This window comes from Streptomyces sp. NPDC033178 (genome assembly GCF_055577685.1).
Genome location: NZ_JBVIPT010000013.1, coordinates 243,502 through 261,148, shown reverse-complemented (window position 1 = coordinate 261,148; position 17,647 = coordinate 243,502). Strand labels below are relative to the sequence as shown.

13 protein-coding genes are annotated in these 17,647 nt (G+C 71.0%); 10 read left to right on the top strand and 3 right to left on the bottom strand.

The features are described 5' to 3' along the window. Positions 1-185: 185 nt before the first annotated feature. Entirely contained in the window at positions 186-1,070 is an 885-nt protein-coding gene (locus ACZ5VQ_RS30435; RefSeq protein ID WP_143634684.1) for a LysR family transcriptional regulator, read from the bottom strand. A gap of 94 nt (positions 1,071-1,164) precedes the next feature. Here ACZ5VQ_RS30435 and ACZ5VQ_RS30430 point away from each other — a divergent pair, with 94 nt between their 5' ends. The 6 genes from ACZ5VQ_RS30430 to ACZ5VQ_RS30405 all read left to right on the top strand — a co-directional run bounded on the left by ACZ5VQ_RS30430 (position 1,165) and on the right by ACZ5VQ_RS30405 (position 8,386). Next, entirely contained in the window at positions 1,165-1,872 is a 708-nt protein-coding gene (locus tag ACZ5VQ_RS30430; RefSeq protein ID WP_469107675.1) for a succinate dehydrogenase, read from the top strand. A 1-nt stretch (position 1,873) separates the two neighbouring features. Then, positions 1,874-3,826 (top strand): fumarate reductase/succinate dehydrogenase flavoprotein subunit, encoded by a 1,953-nt coding sequence (locus ACZ5VQ_RS30425; RefSeq protein WP_469107674.1) that lies wholly within the window; start codon positions 1,874-1,876, stop codon positions 3,824-3,826. Beyond that, a complete protein-coding gene (locus ACZ5VQ_RS30420) occupies positions 3,823-4,572 on the top strand; it encodes a succinate dehydrogenase/fumarate reductase iron-sulfur subunit (RefSeq protein WP_055611311.1) in 750 nt (249 codons plus the stop codon). Before ACZ5VQ_RS30425 ends, ACZ5VQ_RS30420 begins: the two co-directional genes overlap by 4 nt. A gap of 371 nt (positions 4,573-4,943) precedes the next feature. Continuing rightward, positions 4,944-5,714: a GNAT family N-acetyltransferase gene (locus ACZ5VQ_RS30415; RefSeq protein ID WP_362083721.1), complete on the top strand. Its 771-nt coding sequence runs from the start codon at positions 4,944-4,946 to the stop codon at positions 5,712-5,714. Positions 5,715-5,728: 14 nt separating this feature from the next. Next, entirely contained in the window at positions 5,729-6,841 is a 1,113-nt protein-coding gene (locus ACZ5VQ_RS30410; protein WP_469107673.1) for a lysophospholipid acyltransferase family protein, read from the top strand. 33 nt (positions 6,842-6,874) lie between these two features. Continuing rightward, positions 6,875-8,386, top strand: a complete 1,512-nt coding sequence (locus ACZ5VQ_RS30405; protein ID WP_469107672.1) for an acyl-CoA synthetase — start codon at positions 6,875-6,877, stop codon at positions 8,384-8,386. Here the strand turns inward: ACZ5VQ_RS30405 and ACZ5VQ_RS30400 are convergent. Next, positions 8,374-10,731, bottom strand: coding sequence for an ATP-binding cassette domain-containing protein (locus tag ACZ5VQ_RS30400; RefSeq protein ID WP_469107671.1), 2,358 nt, complete (start codon positions 10,729-10,731; stop codon positions 8,374-8,376). The two genes, ACZ5VQ_RS30405 and ACZ5VQ_RS30400, sit on opposite strands and share 13 nt — an antisense overlap. A gap of 69 nt (positions 10,732-10,800) precedes the next feature. Beyond that, complete coding sequence (locus ACZ5VQ_RS30395) at positions 10,801-11,850, bottom strand: LLM class flavin-dependent oxidoreductase (RefSeq protein WP_469107670.1); 1,050 nt, start codon at positions 11,848-11,850, stop codon at positions 10,801-10,803. A gap of 275 nt (positions 11,851-12,125) precedes the next feature. Between ACZ5VQ_RS30395 and ACZ5VQ_RS30390 the strand changes: the two genes are divergently transcribed. From ACZ5VQ_RS30390 to ACZ5VQ_RS30375, 4 genes are all read left to right on the top strand, one after another. Next, positions 12,126-13,568 (top strand): aldehyde dehydrogenase family protein, encoded by a 1,443-nt coding sequence (locus ACZ5VQ_RS30390; RefSeq protein WP_469107669.1) that lies wholly within the window; start codon positions 12,126-12,128, stop codon positions 13,566-13,568. 91 nt (positions 13,569-13,659) lie between these two features. After that, positions 13,660-15,636 (top strand): 3D-(3,5/4)-trihydroxycyclohexane-1,2-dione acylhydrolase (decyclizing), encoded by a 1,977-nt coding sequence (iolD, locus tag ACZ5VQ_RS30385; RefSeq protein WP_362083706.1) that lies wholly within the window; start codon positions 13,660-13,662, stop codon positions 15,634-15,636. Next, positions 15,633-16,433, top strand: a complete 801-nt coding sequence (locus ACZ5VQ_RS30380; RefSeq protein WP_469107668.1) for an HpcH/HpaI aldolase family protein — start codon at positions 15,633-15,635, stop codon at positions 16,431-16,433. Before iolD ends, ACZ5VQ_RS30380 begins: the two co-directional genes overlap by 4 nt. Beyond that, positions 16,430-17,647: a Gfo/Idh/MocA family protein gene (locus ACZ5VQ_RS30375; protein ID WP_362083700.1), complete on the top strand. Its 1,218-nt coding sequence runs from the start codon at positions 16,430-16,432 to the stop codon at positions 17,645-17,647. The genes ACZ5VQ_RS30380 and ACZ5VQ_RS30375 overlap by 4 nt, the downstream gene beginning before the upstream one ends.

The following is a 17,647-nucleotide window of genomic DNA, read 5'->3' as shown; positions in this document are numbered from 1 at the left end:
CCGACTCCCACTTACCCAGGGGCGCGGGGAACGGCGCGCTTCAGCCCAAACCAACCCGCACCCAACACACCCCGCCGACCCCCACCCACCCAGGGGCGCGGGGAACTGCGCGACCAGCCACAGCCGACCCGCACCAACGAACGCCGCTCCACCAAAACACCGCCCCGGGCACCCCCGGCGGAGCCTCACCGCTCCAACAACATCCGCTGAAGCTCCCGAGCCGCCCGCGGCGGAGCCACATCACTGCGGTGGGCCAGCGCGATGGTCCGAGCCAGCCCGGGCCGGGCCAGCGGAGTCACCCGCAGCCCCCGCCCGGTCCGAGCCGCCACCATCCGCGGCACCACAGCCACCCCCAACCCCGCCCGGACAAACCCCAACACCGCGTCCATCTCCCCGCCCTCCACCGCGAAATCCGGCTCGAACCCCGCGGAGCGACACGCGGCGACGGTCAACTCCCGCAGGTCGTACCCGTGCCGGAACATCACCAGCCGCTCACCCTCCAGGTCGGAGACCCGCACGGTCCGCCGCCCACCCCCCGGTGCCGACGCCTCCGGCGACGACACCACCACCAGGTCCTCCCGCAGGACCTCCACCGTGGTCAGCGCGGGTGACGGCGTGGGGAGCGGCAGCACCACGAGGGCAAGGTCGAGCGCCCCGCGCGCGAGTTCCCGTACGAGATCGTGCGAGCCCCCCTCCTCGATCAGCAGCCGGATGCCGGGATACCGGTCGTGGAAGGCGCGCAGCACGTCCGGCAGCAGGCCCGTGCACAGGCTCGGTGTCGCGCCCAGCCTGACCCGCCCGCTGCGCAGCTGGGCCAGCTCCTGAACCTCGTGCCGGGCCGTGTCCGCGTCGGCCAGGATGCGGCGGGCCAGCGGCAGCAGCGCCTCGCCCGCGTCCGTGAGCGTGATGTTCCCGCGCGCCCGGAGGAAGAGGTCGGCGCCCAACTCCCGCTCCAGCGCCTTGATCTGCTGGGAGAGCGACGGCTGGGCGACATGGACCAGGTCGGCGGCCCGGGTGAAGTGCCGGGTCTCGGCGACGGCCACGAAGTACTGGAGCTGCTGGAACTGCATCCCTCAAGAATACGCCCACGATAGCCAGGACCTATCGAAACGAGCCGGACCATGTCTTGGACCGATCGGCCCTCCCGCCTCTAGCGTGCGTTCCATGGCTCTGGCAACGCGGACGGAACGAAAACCGTCCATGACGCGCACCATGTGGGACTCGTCCGTCGGCAAGAAGACCGTGATGGCCGTCAGCGGTCTGATCATGCTGGGGTACCTGGTCGTCCACATGCTGGGCAACCTGAAGATCTTCTTCGGGTCGGACGAGTTCAACCACTACGCGCACTGGCTGCGCACCATCGGCGAGCCCTTCCTGCACTACGAGTGGGCGCTGTGGATCATCCGCGTGGTCCTGGTCGCCGCCGTCGTCGCGCACGCCGTCTCCGCGTACCAGCTCAGCCGCCGCGACATCAGGGCGCGCCCCACCAAGTACGTGCACAAGAAGCCCCGGGCCAGTTACGCCACCCGCACCATGCGCTGGGGCGGCATCATCCTCGGCCTGTTCATCGTCTGGCACATCCTCGACCTGACGACCGGCACCGCGCACCCGAACGGCTTCCAGCCCGGACACCCGTACCAGAACGTGATCGACACCTTCTCCACCTGGTACGGCAACGTCGTCTACATCGTCGCCGTGCTCGCGCTCGGCCTGCACGTACGGCACGGCTTCTGGAGCGCGGCTCAGACCCTCGGTGTGGGCAGCCGTACCCGCGACCGGGCCTTCAAGACCATCGCCAACGTGCTCGCGCTGGTGCTGACGGCGGGCTTCATCGCCGTACCCGTGGGCGTGATGACCGGAGTGGTGAGCTGACATGACCGCTGAATTCGCCGAGTACACGACCGGAGAGCCGGTCGTCGACACCAAAGCCCCCGAGGGACCGGTCGGTGAGCGCTGGGACACCCGCCGCTTCGAGGCCAAGCTGGTCAACCCGGCCAACCGCCGCAAGCACACAGTGATCGTCGTCGGTACGGGTCTCGCGGGCGGCTCCGCCGGCGCCACGCTCGCCGAACAGGGTTACCACGTCGTGCAGTTCTGCTATCAGGACTCCCCGCGCCGCGCCCACTCGATCGCCGCGCAGGGCGGCATCAACGCCGCCAAGAACTACCGCAACGACGGCGACTCGATCCACCGGCTGTTCTACGACACAGTCAAGGGCGGCGACTTCAGGGCACGCGAGTCGAACGTCCACCGGCTCGCCCAGATCTCCGTCGAGATCATCGACCAGTGCGTCGCGCAGGGCGTGCCCTTCGCCCGTGAGTATGGCGGCCTCCTCGACACCCGCTCCTTCGGCGGCGTCCAGGTGTCCCGCACCTTCTACGCCCGCGGCCAGACCGGCCAGCAGCTCCTGCTCGGCGCCTACCAGGCGCTGTCCCGCCAGATCGCCGCCGGCAACGTCGAGATGCATCCGCGCACCGAGATGCTCGACCTGATCGTGGTCGACGGACGGGCGCGTGGCATCGTCGCCCGCGATCTGATCACCGGGAAGATCGATACGTACTACGCGGACGCCGTGGTGCTCGCGAGCGGTGGCTACGGCAACGTCTTCTACCTCTCCACGAACGCCATGAACTCCAACGCCACCGCGATCTGGCGGGCCCACCGGCGCGGCGCCTACTTCGCCAACCCGTGCTTCACGCAGATCCACCCCACCTGCATCCCGCGCACCGGCGAGCACCAGTCCAAGCTCACGCTGATGAGCGAGTCGCTGCGCAACGACGGCCGGATCTGGGTCCCGAAGGCGAAGGGCGACCACCGCCCGGCGAACGAGATCCCCGAGGACGAGCGCGACTACTACCTGGAGCGCATCTACCCCTCCTTCGGCAACCTCGTCCCGCGCGACATCGCCTCCCGCGCCGCGAAGAACGTCTGCGACGAGGGCAGGGGAGTCGGCCCCGGCGGCCAGGGCGTCTACCTCGACTTCGCCGACGCCATCGAGCGCATGGGCCGCAAGGCCGTCGAGGCCAAGTACGGCAACCTCTTCGACATGTACCAGCGGATCACCGACGAGGATCCGTACGAGGTGCCGATGCGGATCTACCCCGCCGTGCACTACACGATGGGCGGTCTCTGGGTCGACTACGACCTCCAGACGACCGTCCCGGGTCTCTTCGCGATCGGCGAGGCCAACTTCTCGGACCACGGCGCGAACCGGCTCGGCGCGTCCGCGCTGATGCAGGGCCTCGCCGACGGCTACTTCGTCCTTCCCTCGACCATCAACGACTACCTCGCCCGCAACCCGCACCACGAGGAGGTCACCGACGAACACCCCGTCGTCCAGGAGGCGTTGGCCGACACCGAGGACCGGCTCCGGCTGCTCCTCGCCGTCGACGGCGACCGCACCCCCGACTCCTTCCACCGCGAACTCGGCGAGCTGATGTGGGAGTTCTGCGGAATGGCCCGTACGGACTCGGGGCTGCGCAAGGCCCTGGAGCGCATCCCGCAGATCCGCGAGGAGTTCTGGCGGCGCATCAAGGTCCCCGGCACCGGCGAGGAGTTCAACCAGTCGCTGGAGAAGGCCAACCGCATCGTCGACTACCTGGAGCTCGCCGAGCTGATGTGCCTCGACGCGCTGCACCGCGACGAGTCCTGCGGCGGCCACTTCCGCGAGGAGTCCCAGACCCCGGACGGCGAGGCGGAGCGCCGGGACGAGGAGTTCTCGTACGCGGCCGCCTGGGAGTTCACCGAGACCGGCGAAGCCCCCGTCCTGCACAAGGAAGACCTCGTCTTCGAGTACGTCCACCCCACCCAGCGGAGCTACGCATGAAGCTCACCCTGCGCGTCTGGCGGCAGCGGAACGCCGACGCCGACGGAGCGATGTCCACGTACGAAGTGGACGACATCTCGGCCGACATGTCCTTCCTGGAGATGCTGGACACCCTCAACGAGGAGCTCATCCTCAAGGGCGAGGACCCGGTCGCCTTCGACCACGACTGTCGCGAGGGCATCTGCGGCGCGTGCTCGCTCGTCATCAACGGCGATGCGCACGGGCCGGAGCGCACGACCTCCTGCCAGCTGCACATGCGGTCCTTCGAGGACGGCGACACGATCGACATCGAGCCGTGGCGGGCCTCCGCCTTCCCGGTCGTCAAGGACCTCGTCGTCGACCGGTCCGCCTTCGACCGGATCATCCAGGCCGGCGGCTACGTCACCGCGCCGACCGGAGCCGCGCCCGAGGCCCACGCGACGCCCGTGCCCAAGCCGGACGCGGACTTCGCCTTCGAGCACGCCGAGTGCATCGGGTGCGGGGCGTGTGTGGCGGCCTGCCCGAACGGGGCGGCGATGCTCTTCACCTCGGCGAAGATCAACCACCTCAACGTCCTGCCGCAGGGCGCCCCGGAGCGCGAGACGCGGGTGCTCGACATGGTGGCGCAGATGGACGAGGAGGGGTTCGGCGGGTGCACGCTCGCCGGGGAGTGCGCCACCGCGTGCCCCAAGGGAATCCCGCTGGTCTCCATCACGGGCATGAACAAGGAGTGGCTGCGGGCGACTCGGAAGGCCGGAAAGCGGTAGCGCTCCGCTGGGTGGGGTGTTGGTCGGCTGCGGGGGGAGGGAGGGGCTGGTCGCGCCCCGCGGCGGAGCCGCAGATCGACACAGCCCCGCGCCCCTTACGGTGCGCAGTTCCCCGCGCCCCTTTCGGGGCACGGTTTGCCGCGGCCTTACGGGGGCTTTAGTGGGCGTTCGCCTAGGGTGCGGACGAGTGGCCGGCGTGGTGTTCAGCCCCGGCCCTACCAGGCACCCCTGGCATTCAACAAGCTCACACCCGGTCTCTCTCCGGGGGTTACTCGCCGGTCAGCCGGCGTCGGAAGAACAGGAGCGCACGGACCGTTCGTTTCGGTCCGCCGCGCCGCTCCGCCGAACCGGCCAGTGACCAGGAGAGTGCCATGACCGGCGTTTCCACGCTCGACAGCCCCCCACTGTCGACGGCCCCCACCCGCTACACCGTCACCCTCGCCCGCGACGAGGCGGACGTCCGCGCCGCCCAGCGGCTGCGCCACGACGTCTTCGCCGGGGAGATGGGCGCCCTGCTCTCCTCCGCGCAGCCGGGTCTCGACGTCGACGCCTTCGACGCGTACTGCGACCACCTGCTCGTACGCGACACCACGACCGGGCAGGTGGTCGGCACCTACCGGCTGCTGCCGCCCGACCGTGCCGCGGTCGCCGGACGACTCTACTCGGAGGGCGAGTTCGACCTCGGACCGCTGGCCGGGATCCGCTCCGGGCTCGTCGAGGTCGGCCGCTCCTGCGTCCACCCCGACCACCGTGACGGCGCGGTCATCGGTCTCATATGGGCCGGGATCGCCCGCTACATGGTCGACGGCGGTCACGAGTGGCTGGCGGGCTGCTGCTCCATCCCGCTCGCCGACGGCGGCACGCTCGCCGCGGGCACCTGGGACCGGGTGCGGGACAAGCACCTGGCGCCCGAGGAGTACCGGGTACGGCCGCTGCTGCCGTGGAGCGCCGAGGGCGTCACCCGCCCCGCCCGCACCGAGCTGCCCCCGCTCCTGCGCGGCTACCTCCGGCTCGGCGCCTGGGTCTGCGCGGAACCGGCCCACGACCCCGACTTCGGCGTCGCCGACCTGTACGTGCTGCTGTCGATGCGCCGGGTCAATCCGCGCTACCTGCGGCACTTCCTGTCGCTCGTACCGGCGTGATCACCATGTCCCGCATGGGTGCGATGGGTGCGATGGGTGCGATGGGTGCGATGGGCGCGACGGGTGTGTCCCGCGTGGCCGTGAAACTCCGCCCGCGTCGTGGTGGCACCACGACGCTCGTGAGCCCGGGCGCGAGCACTCCGGTGTTCCCGGGCCCGGGCCCGGGCCCGGGCCTCGGGAAGGTGCCGCGCCCACGCCGCGGCGGGGTGCATGGCGGGACAGGGGGACGTCCGGGCGCGGTGCCCTCGGCGCCCGCCCCGGTGAGCGCGTGGCTGCCCAGCGCCCCGTGCTCGCGGGTCTGCGTGGAGTCCGTGGGGTCCCCGGCCGCCGTGCCGCGCGCCCTGCTGCGGGTCGCCGCACTCCTGGCCGTACTCCTCTTCGGGATCGTGCTGATCCCGGTCGTGGGGCGGCTCCCCGCCGTGTGGCGCGACCGGCTCACCCGGGTGTGGTGCCGGACGATCGTGCGTGCCGCGGGCGTGAGGCTGCGGATCACCGGGGCGGCCCCGCCCGGCGGCGGACTGCTCCTGGTGGCCAACCACATTTCCTGGCTGGACATCCCCCTGCTCGCCGCCGTCCGCCCTGCCCGGATGCTGGCCAAGGCGGAGATCAGGCAGTGGCCCGTGGCCGGAGTGCTCACCGCGAGCAGCGGCGCGCTGTTCATCGAGCGCGACCGCCTGCGCGCGCTGCCGAGGACCGTCGAACGGATCGCGGACTCCCTGCGCGGCGGATCGGCGGTCGTGGTCTTCCCGGAGGGGAGCACCTGGTGCGGCCGCGCCCAGGGCCGTTTCCGCAGAGCCGCCTTCCAGGCCGCCCTGGACGCCGCCGTGCCCGTCCAGCCGGTGCACCTCCACTACCGGTTCGAGGGGGGAGCGGCGACCACCGCGCCCGCGTTCGTCGGGAGCGACTCGCTGCTCACCTCGGTCTGGCGGGTCGTGTCGGCCCGCGCCCTCGTGGCCGAGGTGCGCGTGGAGCCGGTGCTCCCGGCGGGCAGCGCACCCGACCGGCGAACACTCGCCCTCGCCGCCGAGACGGCCACCACCGAGGCGGCCCACACCGGGACGGGCGTCGTCGAAACCGCCGACGCCCACCGGAGGAACGCGAACTCCAAGGCGTATGCACACCTCTGACGTGCCGTCACCAGCGCGGGGTACCGTCCCCGCATGTATCCCGGAGCGTACGACCCCGCCAGGCCGGCCGTCGTCACCGCGGACGGCGGCCGGACCCTCACCTACGGCCAACTCGAAGAGCGTTCGCTGCGCCTCGCGGACCACCTGCGGACCGCCGGACTGCGCACGGGCGACCATCTGGCGCTCCTGTCCGACAACGACCCACGCGTCCTGGAGGTCTACTGGGCGGCCCTGCGCTCCGGCCTCTACCTCACCGTCGTCAACCATCACCTGACCGCCGACGAGGCCGCGTACATCGTCCGCGACTGCGGTGCGAGAACACTCGTCGTCTCCGGACCGCTCACCGAACTCGGGGAGCAGATACGGCAATTGGTGCCCGGTCCGACCTCGTACCTGGGCTTCGACGACGGCTCGTACGAGCGGGCGCTGGCCGCCGCATCGTCCGAATCCCCGGCCCACCAGCCCCGCGGCGTCGACATGCTCTACTCCTCCGGCACCACCGGCCGTCCCAAGGGCATCGCGCCGACGCTCCCCGAGGGTGACGTCCGCGAGGTGATGAGCACGTACCAGCTGCTCTTCCAGCCCATGTACGGCTTCGGCGAGGACACCGTCTACCTCTGCCCGGCCCCGCTCTACCACGCCGCGCCCCTCCGCTTCTGCTACGTCGTCACGGCTACCGGCGGCACGGTCGTCCTCATGAACTCCTTCGATCCGCAGGGGGCGTTGGAGGCGATCGAACGGCACCGGGTGACGCACAGCCAGTGGGTGCCCACCATGTTCGTACGGATGCTGAAGCTGCCGCGCGAGGTGCGGGACGCGTACGACGTGTCGTCGCTGAAGGTCGCCATACATGCCGCCGCGCCCTGCCCCGTCGAGGTCAAATGGCGGATGATCGCCTGGTGGGGTTCCGTCCTGTACGAGTACTACGCGGCGACGGAGGCCAACGGGATCACCTTCATCGGTCCCGAGGAATGGCTGCGCAAGCCGGGGTCCGTGGGCCGCGGCGGCCTCCTCGGTGAGCTGCGGATCTGCGGCGAGGACGGCAAGGTGCTGCCCGTCGGGGAGACGGGGACCGTGTACTTCGAGCGCGAGGAACTCCCGTTCAGGTACCACAACGACGACGCGCGCACCCGTGAGGCACAGCACCCCGAGCACCCCAACTGGACGACCACCGGGGACATCGGCCACGTCGACGAGGACGGCTACCTCTTCCTCACCGACCGCAGGGCCTTCACGATCATCTCCGGCGGCGTGAACATATACCCCCAGGAGATAGAGGACTGTCTGACCCTGCACCCCAAGGTCACCGATGTCGCGGTCGTCGGCGTCCCGGACGCGGAGATGGGCGAGGCGGTCAAGGCGGTCGTCCAGCCCGCCCCCGGCGCGACCCCCGGCCCCGAACTCGAACACGAGCTCCTCGAGTTCGTCCGCGACCGCATCGCCCACTACAAGTCGCCCCGCAGCGTCGACTTCACGGACGCGCTGCCGCGCACACCCACCGGGAAACTGGCCAAGTCCAAGCTCAGGAAGGCCTATTGGGACTGAGAGCCCCCGGTGCCCAGCGCGCGGGCGAGGTACGGAGCCGAGATGCTCGGCTCCGCCCGTGCGACCTCCGCCGGAGGCCCCGCCGCCACGATCCGGCCTCCCGCGTCGCCGCCGCCCGGCCCCAGGTCGACCACCCAGTCCGCGCCCGCCACCACCGCCATGTCGTGCTCCACGACCACGACGCTGTGCCCGCCGTCGACCAGACCGTGCAACTGCCGCATCAGGACCTCGACATCGGCCGGGTGCAGACCGGTCGTCGGCTCGTCGAGGAGATAGAGCGTGTGACCTCGGCGTACGCGCTGGAGTTCGCTCGCGAGCTTGATGCGCTGAGCCTCGCCGCCGGACAGCTCGGTCGCCGGCTGGCCGAGCCGCAGATAGCCGAGGCCGACATCGAGGAGCGTGGCGAGGCTGCGCGCGACGGCCGGAGTGTCCGCGAAGAACTCCGCGGCGGCCTCGACCGTCAGGTCCAGCACCTGCGCGATATTCCTTTCCCTGTACGTCACTTCGAGCGTCTCGGGGTTGTAGCGCGCCCCGCCGCAGTCCGGGCACGGGGCATAGGTGCTGGGCAGGAAGAGCAGCTCGACGCTGACGAACCCCTCGCCCTGACAGGTCTCGCAGCGTCCGCCCGCCACGTTGAACGAGAACCGCCCCACGCCGTATCCGCGCCGGTGCGCCTCCTCCGTGGCCGCGAAGACCTTGCGCACGACGTCGAAGAGTCCCGTGTACGTCGCCAGATTCGAGCGGGGTGTACGGCCGATCGGTTTCTGGTCGACACTGACCAGCCGCCCCACACCCGGAAGGTCCTCCGTGATCTCCCCGATGAGCGTGGACTTGCCCGAGCCGGAGACGCCGGTGACCGCGGTGAGCACGCCGAGCGGGAACTCGGCGGTCACCCCGCGCAGGTTGTGCCGTGTCACCGGGCCGACCTTCAACTGGCCGCGCGGCGCCCGGACTTCACGTACGGGAGCGGGGGAGCGGTCGAAGAGGAACCGGGCCGTCGCCGACTCCGTGACACGCTCCAGCTCCGCCACCGGGCCGCTGTGCAGCACCTGTCCGCCGTGCTCACCCGCCTTCGGCCCCACGTCGACGAGCCAGTCGGCGCCGCGCATGACGTCGAGGTGGTGCTCCACGACGAACACCGAGTTGCCGGACGCCTTCAGCCGGTCGAGGACCGTGAGCAGCGCCTCCGTGTCCGCCGGGTGCAGTCCCGCCGACGGCTCGTCGAGGACGTACACGACCCCGAAGAGACCCGAGCGCAACTGCGTGGCCAGACGCAGCCGTTGGAGCTCGCCGGCCGAAAGGGTGGGCGCGGCGCGGTCGAGGCTGAGATAGCCGAGGCCCAGCTCGGTGACGGGGGCAATACGTGCGAGTAGGTCCTCGGTGAGTACGCGGGCGGTTTCCGAATCACCATGCCCGGTGAGGGATTGGGCCAGTTCGACGAGCGGCAGCGCGGCCAGCTCCGCGATCGTGCGGCCCGCGAACGTCACCGCCAGCGCCTCGGGCCGCAGCCGGCTGCCGCCGCACACGGGACAGGGCGCGGCCTCCAGAAACCGCTCGGCTTTGGCCCGCAACGTCTGACTCTTCGAGTCCGAGAAGGTCTTCATGACATAGCGCCGCGCGCTCATGTACGTGCCCTGGTAAGGGCGTTGGATCCGCTCGGCGTCCCGCACCGGATGCACGGTCACGACCGGCTGCTCGTCCGTGAACAGGATCCACTCACGCTGCTCGGCGGGCAGTTCGCGCCACGGCCGGTCCACGTCGTACCCCAGCGCGTCGAGGACATCGCGCAGGTTCTTGCCCTGCCAGGCGCCCGGCCACGCGGCGATCGCGCCCTCGCGGATCGACAGCGTCGGGTCGGGGACCAGCGACCCCTCGGTCGTCCGGTGCACCCGACCGAGCCCATGACACTCGGGACAGGCCCCGACGGCCGTGTTCGACGAGAAGGCGTCCGAGTCGAGACGCTCGGCGCCCGGCGGATAGTCGCCCGCACGAGAGAACAGCATCCGAAGCGAATTGGAGAGGTTGGTGACCGTACCCACCGAAGAGCGTGAGGTCGGCGTCGACCGCCGCTGCTGCAACGACACCGCCGGCGGCAGCCCACTGATGTCCCCGACCTTCGGCGCCCCCACCTGATGGATCAGCCGCCGCGCGTACGGGGCCACCGACTCGAAGTACCGCCGCTGTGCCTCCGCGTAGATCGTCCCGAAGGCGAGCGACGACTTCCCGGACCCGGACACACCCGTGAAGACCGCCAGCACATCCCGCGGAACATCGACATCGACCCCCTTGAGATTGTGCTCACGGGCACCACGCACACGGACGTAGGGGTCGTGGGGGCTGTGCATGGGGTGACTCCTGAGGTACGACGGTGAGGTACGACGGGCGAGGCAGGGCCGATGACCCCAGTGGAGCACTCACGAGGGGACCAGCCCCACAACCCCCGCCAACCGCCGATACGAGTCCACCAGCGCCGCCCGGTCATACGTGCTGGTCGTAACCAGCACTTCATCCGCCGCGGTCTCCTTGATCACCGTCTCCAGCTCGTGAGCGACCTGTTCCTCCGTGCCGACGACATGGCCGGCGAGGCCGGATTCGTAGAAACCGCGCTCCCTCTCCGTCATCGTCAGCGACTCGACGCGCTCGGCGGACGGAAGCGGCGGAAACGTGCCGTGCGTGCGCGAGTACGCCATCGACCAGGCCTCCGGGACCAGGAGACGCCGAGCCTCCTCCGGGCTCTCCGCGACCGCGACCGTGCCGGAGATGACCACGTACGGCTCCCGCGCCCAGGCGGACGGCCGGAACGTCTCGCGGTAGTGGTCGATGCCGCGGCGCATCTTGTCGCGGTTCCTGAGGTCGCCGATCACCATGGGGAGGCCGGCCCGGGCGGCGATCGTGGCGCCCTCGCCCATGGCCAGCACGAACGGCGGCACGGTCAGGCCCTCGGCGGGGCGTGCGTGCACACCGGTCGGGGACGTGCCGCGGAACCAGCCGAGCAGCTCGTCCAGCTGGGCCTCGAAGTCCTCGGCCACGTCCTTGTCCCGGCCCAGCGCCTTCCGTACGCCGTCCGTGAACCCGACGGAACGGCCCAGGCCCATGTCGATGCGGCCGGGGAACAGGGACTCCAGAACGCCGAACTGCTCGGCCACCACCAAGGGCTGGTGGTTGGGCAGCATCACCCCGCCCGTGCCCACCCGGATCGTGCGGGTCGCGGCGGCGACCGCGGCGGCCAGCACGGTCGGCGCGGAACCGGCCACACCCGGCACGCCGTGGTGCTCCGAGACCCAGATCCGGTGGTAGCCGAGACTTTCCAGTTCCCGTGCCAGCCCGACGGTGTCGCGGAGCGCCTCGGGGGCGTCGTGTCCCTCCCGGGTGCGCGAGCGGTCGAGGACGGAGAACCGTGCCCCTCCGAGACGAGAGCCCAGGTCGGGGCCCGGTCGGGCTTCGTGATGCTGCTCGTTCACCATGGTCTCTCCGCTGGAAGAACTGGGCTCTGTTCTCTCAACAGCCGTTCCGCTGTTTTCTTCCGCGCCCGCCGGGACGGTGATCCCGATGACGGGAAAAAGATGGGACCAATGATGGTCTATTGATGGATCCCACCCCTTCAATATTCCGCCGGAACGCACCTAACGTTGCGCCCACGTAAACGGCCTGGCCGTCGGCCCTCGCCCCTTCCCGCTCACCCGCGGGATCTCGCGAGAGCCGCGTTCCAGAGCTGACGGCTGTCTGAAGGGAGAACGCGATGGCACCGACGGAGCTGCTCATCGGAAGCCGGTGGCAAGCGTCGACAGGGCCGGGACGGACACGGGAAGTGAAGTCACCCTTCGACGGTTCGCCCGTCGGCACCGTGGCACTCGCCGGCCCTGAGGACGTCGACGTGGCCCTGGCCGCGGCCGAACGAGGAGCCGCGGTGTGGCGGCGCACGCCCGCCCACGAGCGGATGACCATCCTGCTGCGAGCCGCCGAACTGGCCGACGAGCGAGCCAGCAAGATTGCGCAGACCATCAGCGCGGAGTCGGGCAAGACCATCACCGAGGCCACCGGCGAGGCATCGCGCTCCGGTGACCTGATCCGGCTCGCGGCCTTCGAGGGGACCCAGCTCTACGGCGAGACGCTGCCCCTGGACGCGAACCGCGGCACCGGCTTCGACAAGGTCGGCTTCACCCTGCGCCAGCCCTGCGGTGTCGTGGTGGCGATCACGCCCTTCAACTACCCCGCCCTGCTCGTCCTGCACAAACTGGCACCGGCTCTCGCGGCGGGCAACGCCGTCGTCCTCAAGCCGGCCACCTCCACCCCGCTGACCGCGCTGGAACTCGCCTCCTGCTTCGTCGACGCCGGGCTTCCCGAGGGCGTCCTCTCGGTGCTCGTCGGCTCCGGCGGGGTGCTCGGAGACCTGCTCGTCACGGACCCCCGGGTGCGGAAGATCTCCTTCACGGGTTCCACCACCACCGGCGAGCACATCGCGCGGGTCGCCGGGGTGAAGAAGCTCTCCCTCGAACTGGGCGCCTCCTGCCCGGTCGTGGTCCTGCCGGACGCGGACATCGAACTCGCCGCGAGCGCGGTCGCGTTGGGCGGCTATGTGAACGCCGGGCAGGTGTGCATCTCCGTCCAGCGGGTCATCACCCACCCCTCGATCACCTCCGACTTCCTCGACGCGCTCGTCCCCAAGGTCAAGGCCATCCGGACCGGCGACCCGTCGTCCTCCGAGACGACGATGGGCACGCTGATCACGACCGCCGAGGCGGAGCGCGTGGAGCGGGCCATCGCCCAGGCCGGCACCGACGGCGCCCGGATCCTGACCGGCGGCGAGCGCGACGGGGCCGTCGTGAGCCCCGCCGTCGTGGCCGACGTCCACCCCGACTCCGCCTTCAGCCAGCAGGAACTGTTCGGACCTGCCGTCGCCGTCAGCTCGGCCGCGGACTGGGAGTCCGCGATCGCCCAGGCCAACGGCACTGCGTACGGCCTGGGAGCGGGCGTGTTCACCTCCGACGTGGCCGGCGCGATCCGGGCCGTACGCGAGATCGACGCGGGCTCGGTGCACATCAACTGGACGCCGCTGTGGCGCGCCGACCTGATGCCGTACGGCGGCCTGAAGGGCAGCGGCTACGGCAAGGAGGGCCCGCGCGCGGCGGTCAGTGAGATGACCGAGGTGAAGACCATCGTGCTGCACGGCCGTCCCTGGTGAGCTCGCGGCACTCCGATCCCCCCTCCCCATCCGACTCCGGACATCCACGCCGCCCGAGGGCCGTGGGCATCTCCCCAACAGGAGCCCGACCATGACTGACCCGACGACCCGGCGCACCGTGCGCCTCACGGTGGCCCAGGCACTCGTCACCTACCTCTCCCGCCAGCACTCTGTGGCCGACGGCGAGCGACGCCGTCTGATACCCGCCGCCCTGGGCATCTTCGGCCACGGCAACGTGGCAGGACTCGGCCAGGCGCTGGACCAGCTCAGCGACGAACTCCCCTTCGTCCAGGGCCGCAACGAGCAGGCCCTCGTCCACATCGCCACGGCCTACGCCAAGGCGTCCACCCGGCATGCCACCCTGGCGGTCACCGCCTCCATCGGCCCGGGCGCCCTCAACATGGTCACCGGCGCGGGACTCGCGACCGTCAACCGGCTGCCCGTCCTGCTGCTGCCCGGCGACACCTACGCGACCCGCCACCAGGGGCCCGTACTCCAGCAGTTGCAGCACCCCGTCGAGGCCGACACCTCCGTCAACGACGCCTTCCGGCCCGTCTCCCGGTTCTTCGACCGCATCACCCGGCCCGAGCAGCTGCTCACCTCGCTGCCCGCGGCGATGCGCGCCCTCACCGACGTGGACACCGGCGCGGTCGTCGTCTCCCTCCCGCAGGACATCCAGTCCCACGCGTACGACTACCCGGTGGAGTTCTTCGCCGAGCGCGACTGGCCGATCCGGCGGCCCGCGGCGGACGCCGACGAGGTCGCCGCGGTGGCCCGGATGCTCGCCGAGGCGGAGAAGCCGCTGATCATCGCCGGTGGCGGTGTCGTGTACTCCGGTGCCACCGAGGAGCTGGAGGCGCTGGCCGACGCGGCGGGGATCCCCGTGGCGGAGACGTTCGCGGGCAAGGGCGCGGTCCAGCGCCGGGCCTGGTGGCAGCTGGGCGGCATCGGTCTGGAAGGCACCCCGGCCGTCAACACCCTGGCCAGGGAAGCCGACTTCGTGCTGACCGTGGGCTCGCGGCTGACGGACTTCTCCACGGCCTCGCACTCGATCTTCCAGAACCCGGACGTGCGGTTCGCCGCCGTCAACGTCAACGTGCACGACGTGAGCCGTCTGGGCGCCACAGGGATCGTGGCCGACGCCAAGCGGGCCCTCGCCGCACTGACGGAAGCGGTCCGCGCGAACGGCACCACCACCTCCACGGACTGGCAGGACAAGGCGCGTGCGCTGCACGAGACATGGTGGGCCCAGCGCGCCGCTGCCCTCGACCCGGACACACCCTTCGACGTCTCGGCCCTGCCGGACGACTCGGACGTAGTACGCGACACCGACGCGGTGCTCACCCAGGGCCAGTTGATCGGCCTGCTACAGGAGCACGCACAGGACGGCGACACGATCATCGCCGCCGCCGGTGGCCCGCCCGGCGACCTCCAGAAGGTGTGGGACGCCACCGAAGGCCGCCGCGCCCATCTGGAGTTCGGCTTCTCCTGCATGGGCTACGAGCTGCCCGCGGCGATCGGCGTACGGTTCGCCACCCCCGACCCGGCCAAGCGCGTGCTGTCCCTGCTGGGCGACGGCACCTTCCTCATGGCGCCGACCGAACTGGTCACCGCGGCCCAGGAGAAGCTCCCGCTCACCATCGTGATCCCGGAGAACCACGGGTACCAGGTCATCCACCGCCTCCAAATGCTGCGCAACGGGCGGGAGTTCGGCAACGAGTTCCGCTATCGGGAGGGCGGCCTCCATCTGGCGGAGGCCGGCGGCGACACCAAGCCGGCCCGCCTGGAGGGCGACTACCTCAAGGTCGACCTCGTCCAGACCGCGACGGGACTCGGCGCCCGCGCCATGCGTGCCACCACCGCCGACGAGGTGCGCACCGCACTCGCCGAGACCCGCGACCACGCGGGCCCCGTCGTCCTCGTCGTACCCGTCGTCCCGCACGCGGACCTGCCCGGCGCGGGTGTGTGGTGGGACGTGGCGCCCGCCGAGGTGTCCGAGCAGGAGTCGGTCACCCAGCTGCGCAGCGAGTACGAAGAGGGCCTGGCCTCCCAGAGGTGGTACGGATGAACCGCTCACCGCTGGACCACGGCCGGCTGCGCGCCCGACTCGCCGCGGGAGAGCTCACCCTGGGCACCTTCGTGGGAACGGCCTCCTCGATGACGGCCGAGGTGTGTGCCGCCGCCGGCGCCGACTGGCTCCTCCTCGACCTCGAACACGGCGCCGGGGGAGAGGAACAGGCCCGCACGACCGTACCGGTGGCCGCCGCCTACGGAGTTCCCACCGTCGTACGCGTCGAGTCCGCGGCCCGCATCCGCATCGGCCGCGTACTCGACCTGGGCGTCGCCGGGATCATGCTGCCGCGCCTCGACACGGCGGCCGAGGTCCGGGAAGCGCTACGGCACCTGCGTTACCCGCCCGCGGGGGATCGGGGCGTGGCCACGTACAACCGTGCCTGTCGCTTCGGACTCGACTCCGCCGCCCTGGACCGTGAGGGCGAGATCCTCGGCGTCGTCCAGATCGAGTCGGCGAGCGCCCTGGCGGAGGTCGAGGCGATCGCCGCACTGGACGGCGTCGACGTACTGTTCGTCGGCCCCCGCGACCTCAGCCACGACCTCGGCGTGCCGGGCGACTTCGCGGCCCCGGTCTACCGCGAGGCCCTGGAACGCGTACGCAAGGCCGCCGCCGCACACGGCAAGGCGTGCGGACTCCTCGTACCCGACGGCCCGGCGGCCGCCGCCAAACGCGCCGAGGGCTGGACGTTCATCGCCATCGGATCCGACTCGACCCTGCTCGCAGCCGCCCTGTCCGCCGCCCTCGGCGAGGCCCGGCCGGAGCCCCGGGACCACCAGGAGACACACTCATGACCACGACCCCCTCGGGCGCCGCACGCGAGATCGGCGTCGGACTGATCAGCGTCGGCTGGATGGGCAAGCTGCACAGCCGCGCCTACCAGGCACTGCCCTCCGTCTACCCCGAGCTGGGCCTCAAGCCCCGGCTCGTCCACGCGGCGGACACGGCCGAGGACCGCGCGGCCTACGCCCGTGACGTACTCGGCTACGAGAAGGCGGGCACCGACTACCGCGCCGTCCTGGACGACCCGGACGTCGAGGTCGTGTCGATCTGCGCGCCGAACATGCTCCACCACGAGATAGGCATCGCCGCCGCCAAGGCGGGCAAGCCCTTCTGGATCGAGAAGCCCGTCGGACGCGGTGCGGAGGAGACCGCCGAGGTCGCCGCCGCGGCCCGTACCGCCGGAGTGGTGACGTCCATCGGCTACAACTACCGCCACGCCCCCGCGGTCGAGCGGGCCAGGGAGCTCGTCGCCGAGGGAAGGCTGGGCCGTATCACCAACGTGCGCGCCACGTTCTTCTCCGGCTACGCCTCCGAACCCAAGGGCGCCCTGTCCTGGCGCTTCAAGCGGGAACTGGCCGGACACGGCGCGCTGGGCGACCTGATGAGCCACGTCGTGGACCTGGTCAGCTACGTCGTCGCCCCGATCCGCGAGGTCTCCGCGCTCACCAGCACCGTCTACACCGAGCGCCCGATCCTCCCGATGGGCTCGGGCACGCACTTCGCCGTCATCGAGGACGGCGAGATGGCACAGGTCGAGAACGACGACTACACCGCCGCCCTCGTCCGCTTCCACGGTGACGCCGTCGGCACGCTGGAGGCGTCCCGGACCATCGTCGGCCCGCAGTGCGGCATCGGCTTCGAGATCTACGGCACCGACGGCTCGCTCACCTGGAACTTCGAGCGGATGAACGAGCTGCGCGTCGCCCTCGACCGCAGTGGCCCGCACCAGGGCTACACCACCGTGCTCGGCAACGGCCACATGGGCGACTACGCCAGCTTCCAGCCCGGCCCCGGCAACAGCATGGGCTACGACGACCTGAAGGTCATCGAGGCGAAGAAGTTCCTCGCCGCCGTGGCCGGCCTCGAACACCATAACTCCACGATCGACGACGCGCACGCCGTCGCCGAGGTGATCTCCGCGGCCGCCGCCTCCGCCGAGAGCGGCGCCTGGGAGCCGGTGCCGGACGTCGCCGGGGCTACCTTCGGTCACCAGGCACGGAGCTGA

Coding starts and splice junctions, on each gene's coding strand:
- ACZ5VQ_RS30395 (WP_469107670.1), bottom strand. CDS start 11,850: ATGGTGAACGAGCAGCATCACGAAGCCCGACCGGGCCCCGACCTGGGC.
- ACZ5VQ_RS30380 (WP_469107668.1), top strand. CDS start 15,633: ATGAACCGCTCACCGCTGGACCACGGCCGGCTGCGCGCCCGACTCGCC.
- ACZ5VQ_RS30415 (WP_362083721.1), top strand. CDS start 4,944: ATGACCGGCGTTTCCACGCTCGACAGCCCCCCACTGTCGACGGCCCCC.
- ACZ5VQ_RS30405 (WP_469107672.1), top strand. CDS start 6,875: ATGTATCCCGGAGCGTACGACCCCGCCAGGCCGGCCGTCGTCACCGCG.
- ACZ5VQ_RS30425 (WP_469107674.1), top strand. CDS start 1,874: ATGACCGCTGAATTCGCCGAGTACACGACCGGAGAGCCGGTCGTCGAC.
- ACZ5VQ_RS30410 (WP_469107673.1), top strand. CDS start 5,729: ATGGGTGCGATGGGTGCGATGGGTGCGATGGGTGCGATGGGCGCGACG.
- ACZ5VQ_RS30420 (WP_055611311.1), top strand. CDS start 3,823: ATGAAGCTCACCCTGCGCGTCTGGCGGCAGCGGAACGCCGACGCCGAC.
- ACZ5VQ_RS30430 (WP_469107675.1), top strand. CDS start 1,165: ATGGCTCTGGCAACGCGGACGGAACGAAAACCGTCCATGACGCGCACC.
- ACZ5VQ_RS30400 (WP_469107671.1), bottom strand. CDS start 10,731: ATGCACAGCCCCCACGACCCCTACGTCCGTGTGCGTGGTGCCCGTGAG.
- ACZ5VQ_RS30435 (WP_143634684.1), bottom strand. CDS start 1,070: ATGCAGTTCCAGCAGCTCCAGTACTTCGTGGCCGTCGCCGAGACCCGG.
- ACZ5VQ_RS30375 (WP_362083700.1), top strand. CDS start 16,430: ATGACCACGACCCCCTCGGGCGCCGCACGCGAGATCGGCGTCGGACTG.
- ACZ5VQ_RS30390 (WP_469107669.1), top strand. CDS start 12,126: ATGGCACCGACGGAGCTGCTCATCGGAAGCCGGTGGCAAGCGTCGACA.
- iolD (WP_362083706.1), top strand. CDS start 13,660: ATGACTGACCCGACGACCCGGCGCACCGTGCGCCTCACGGTGGCCCAG.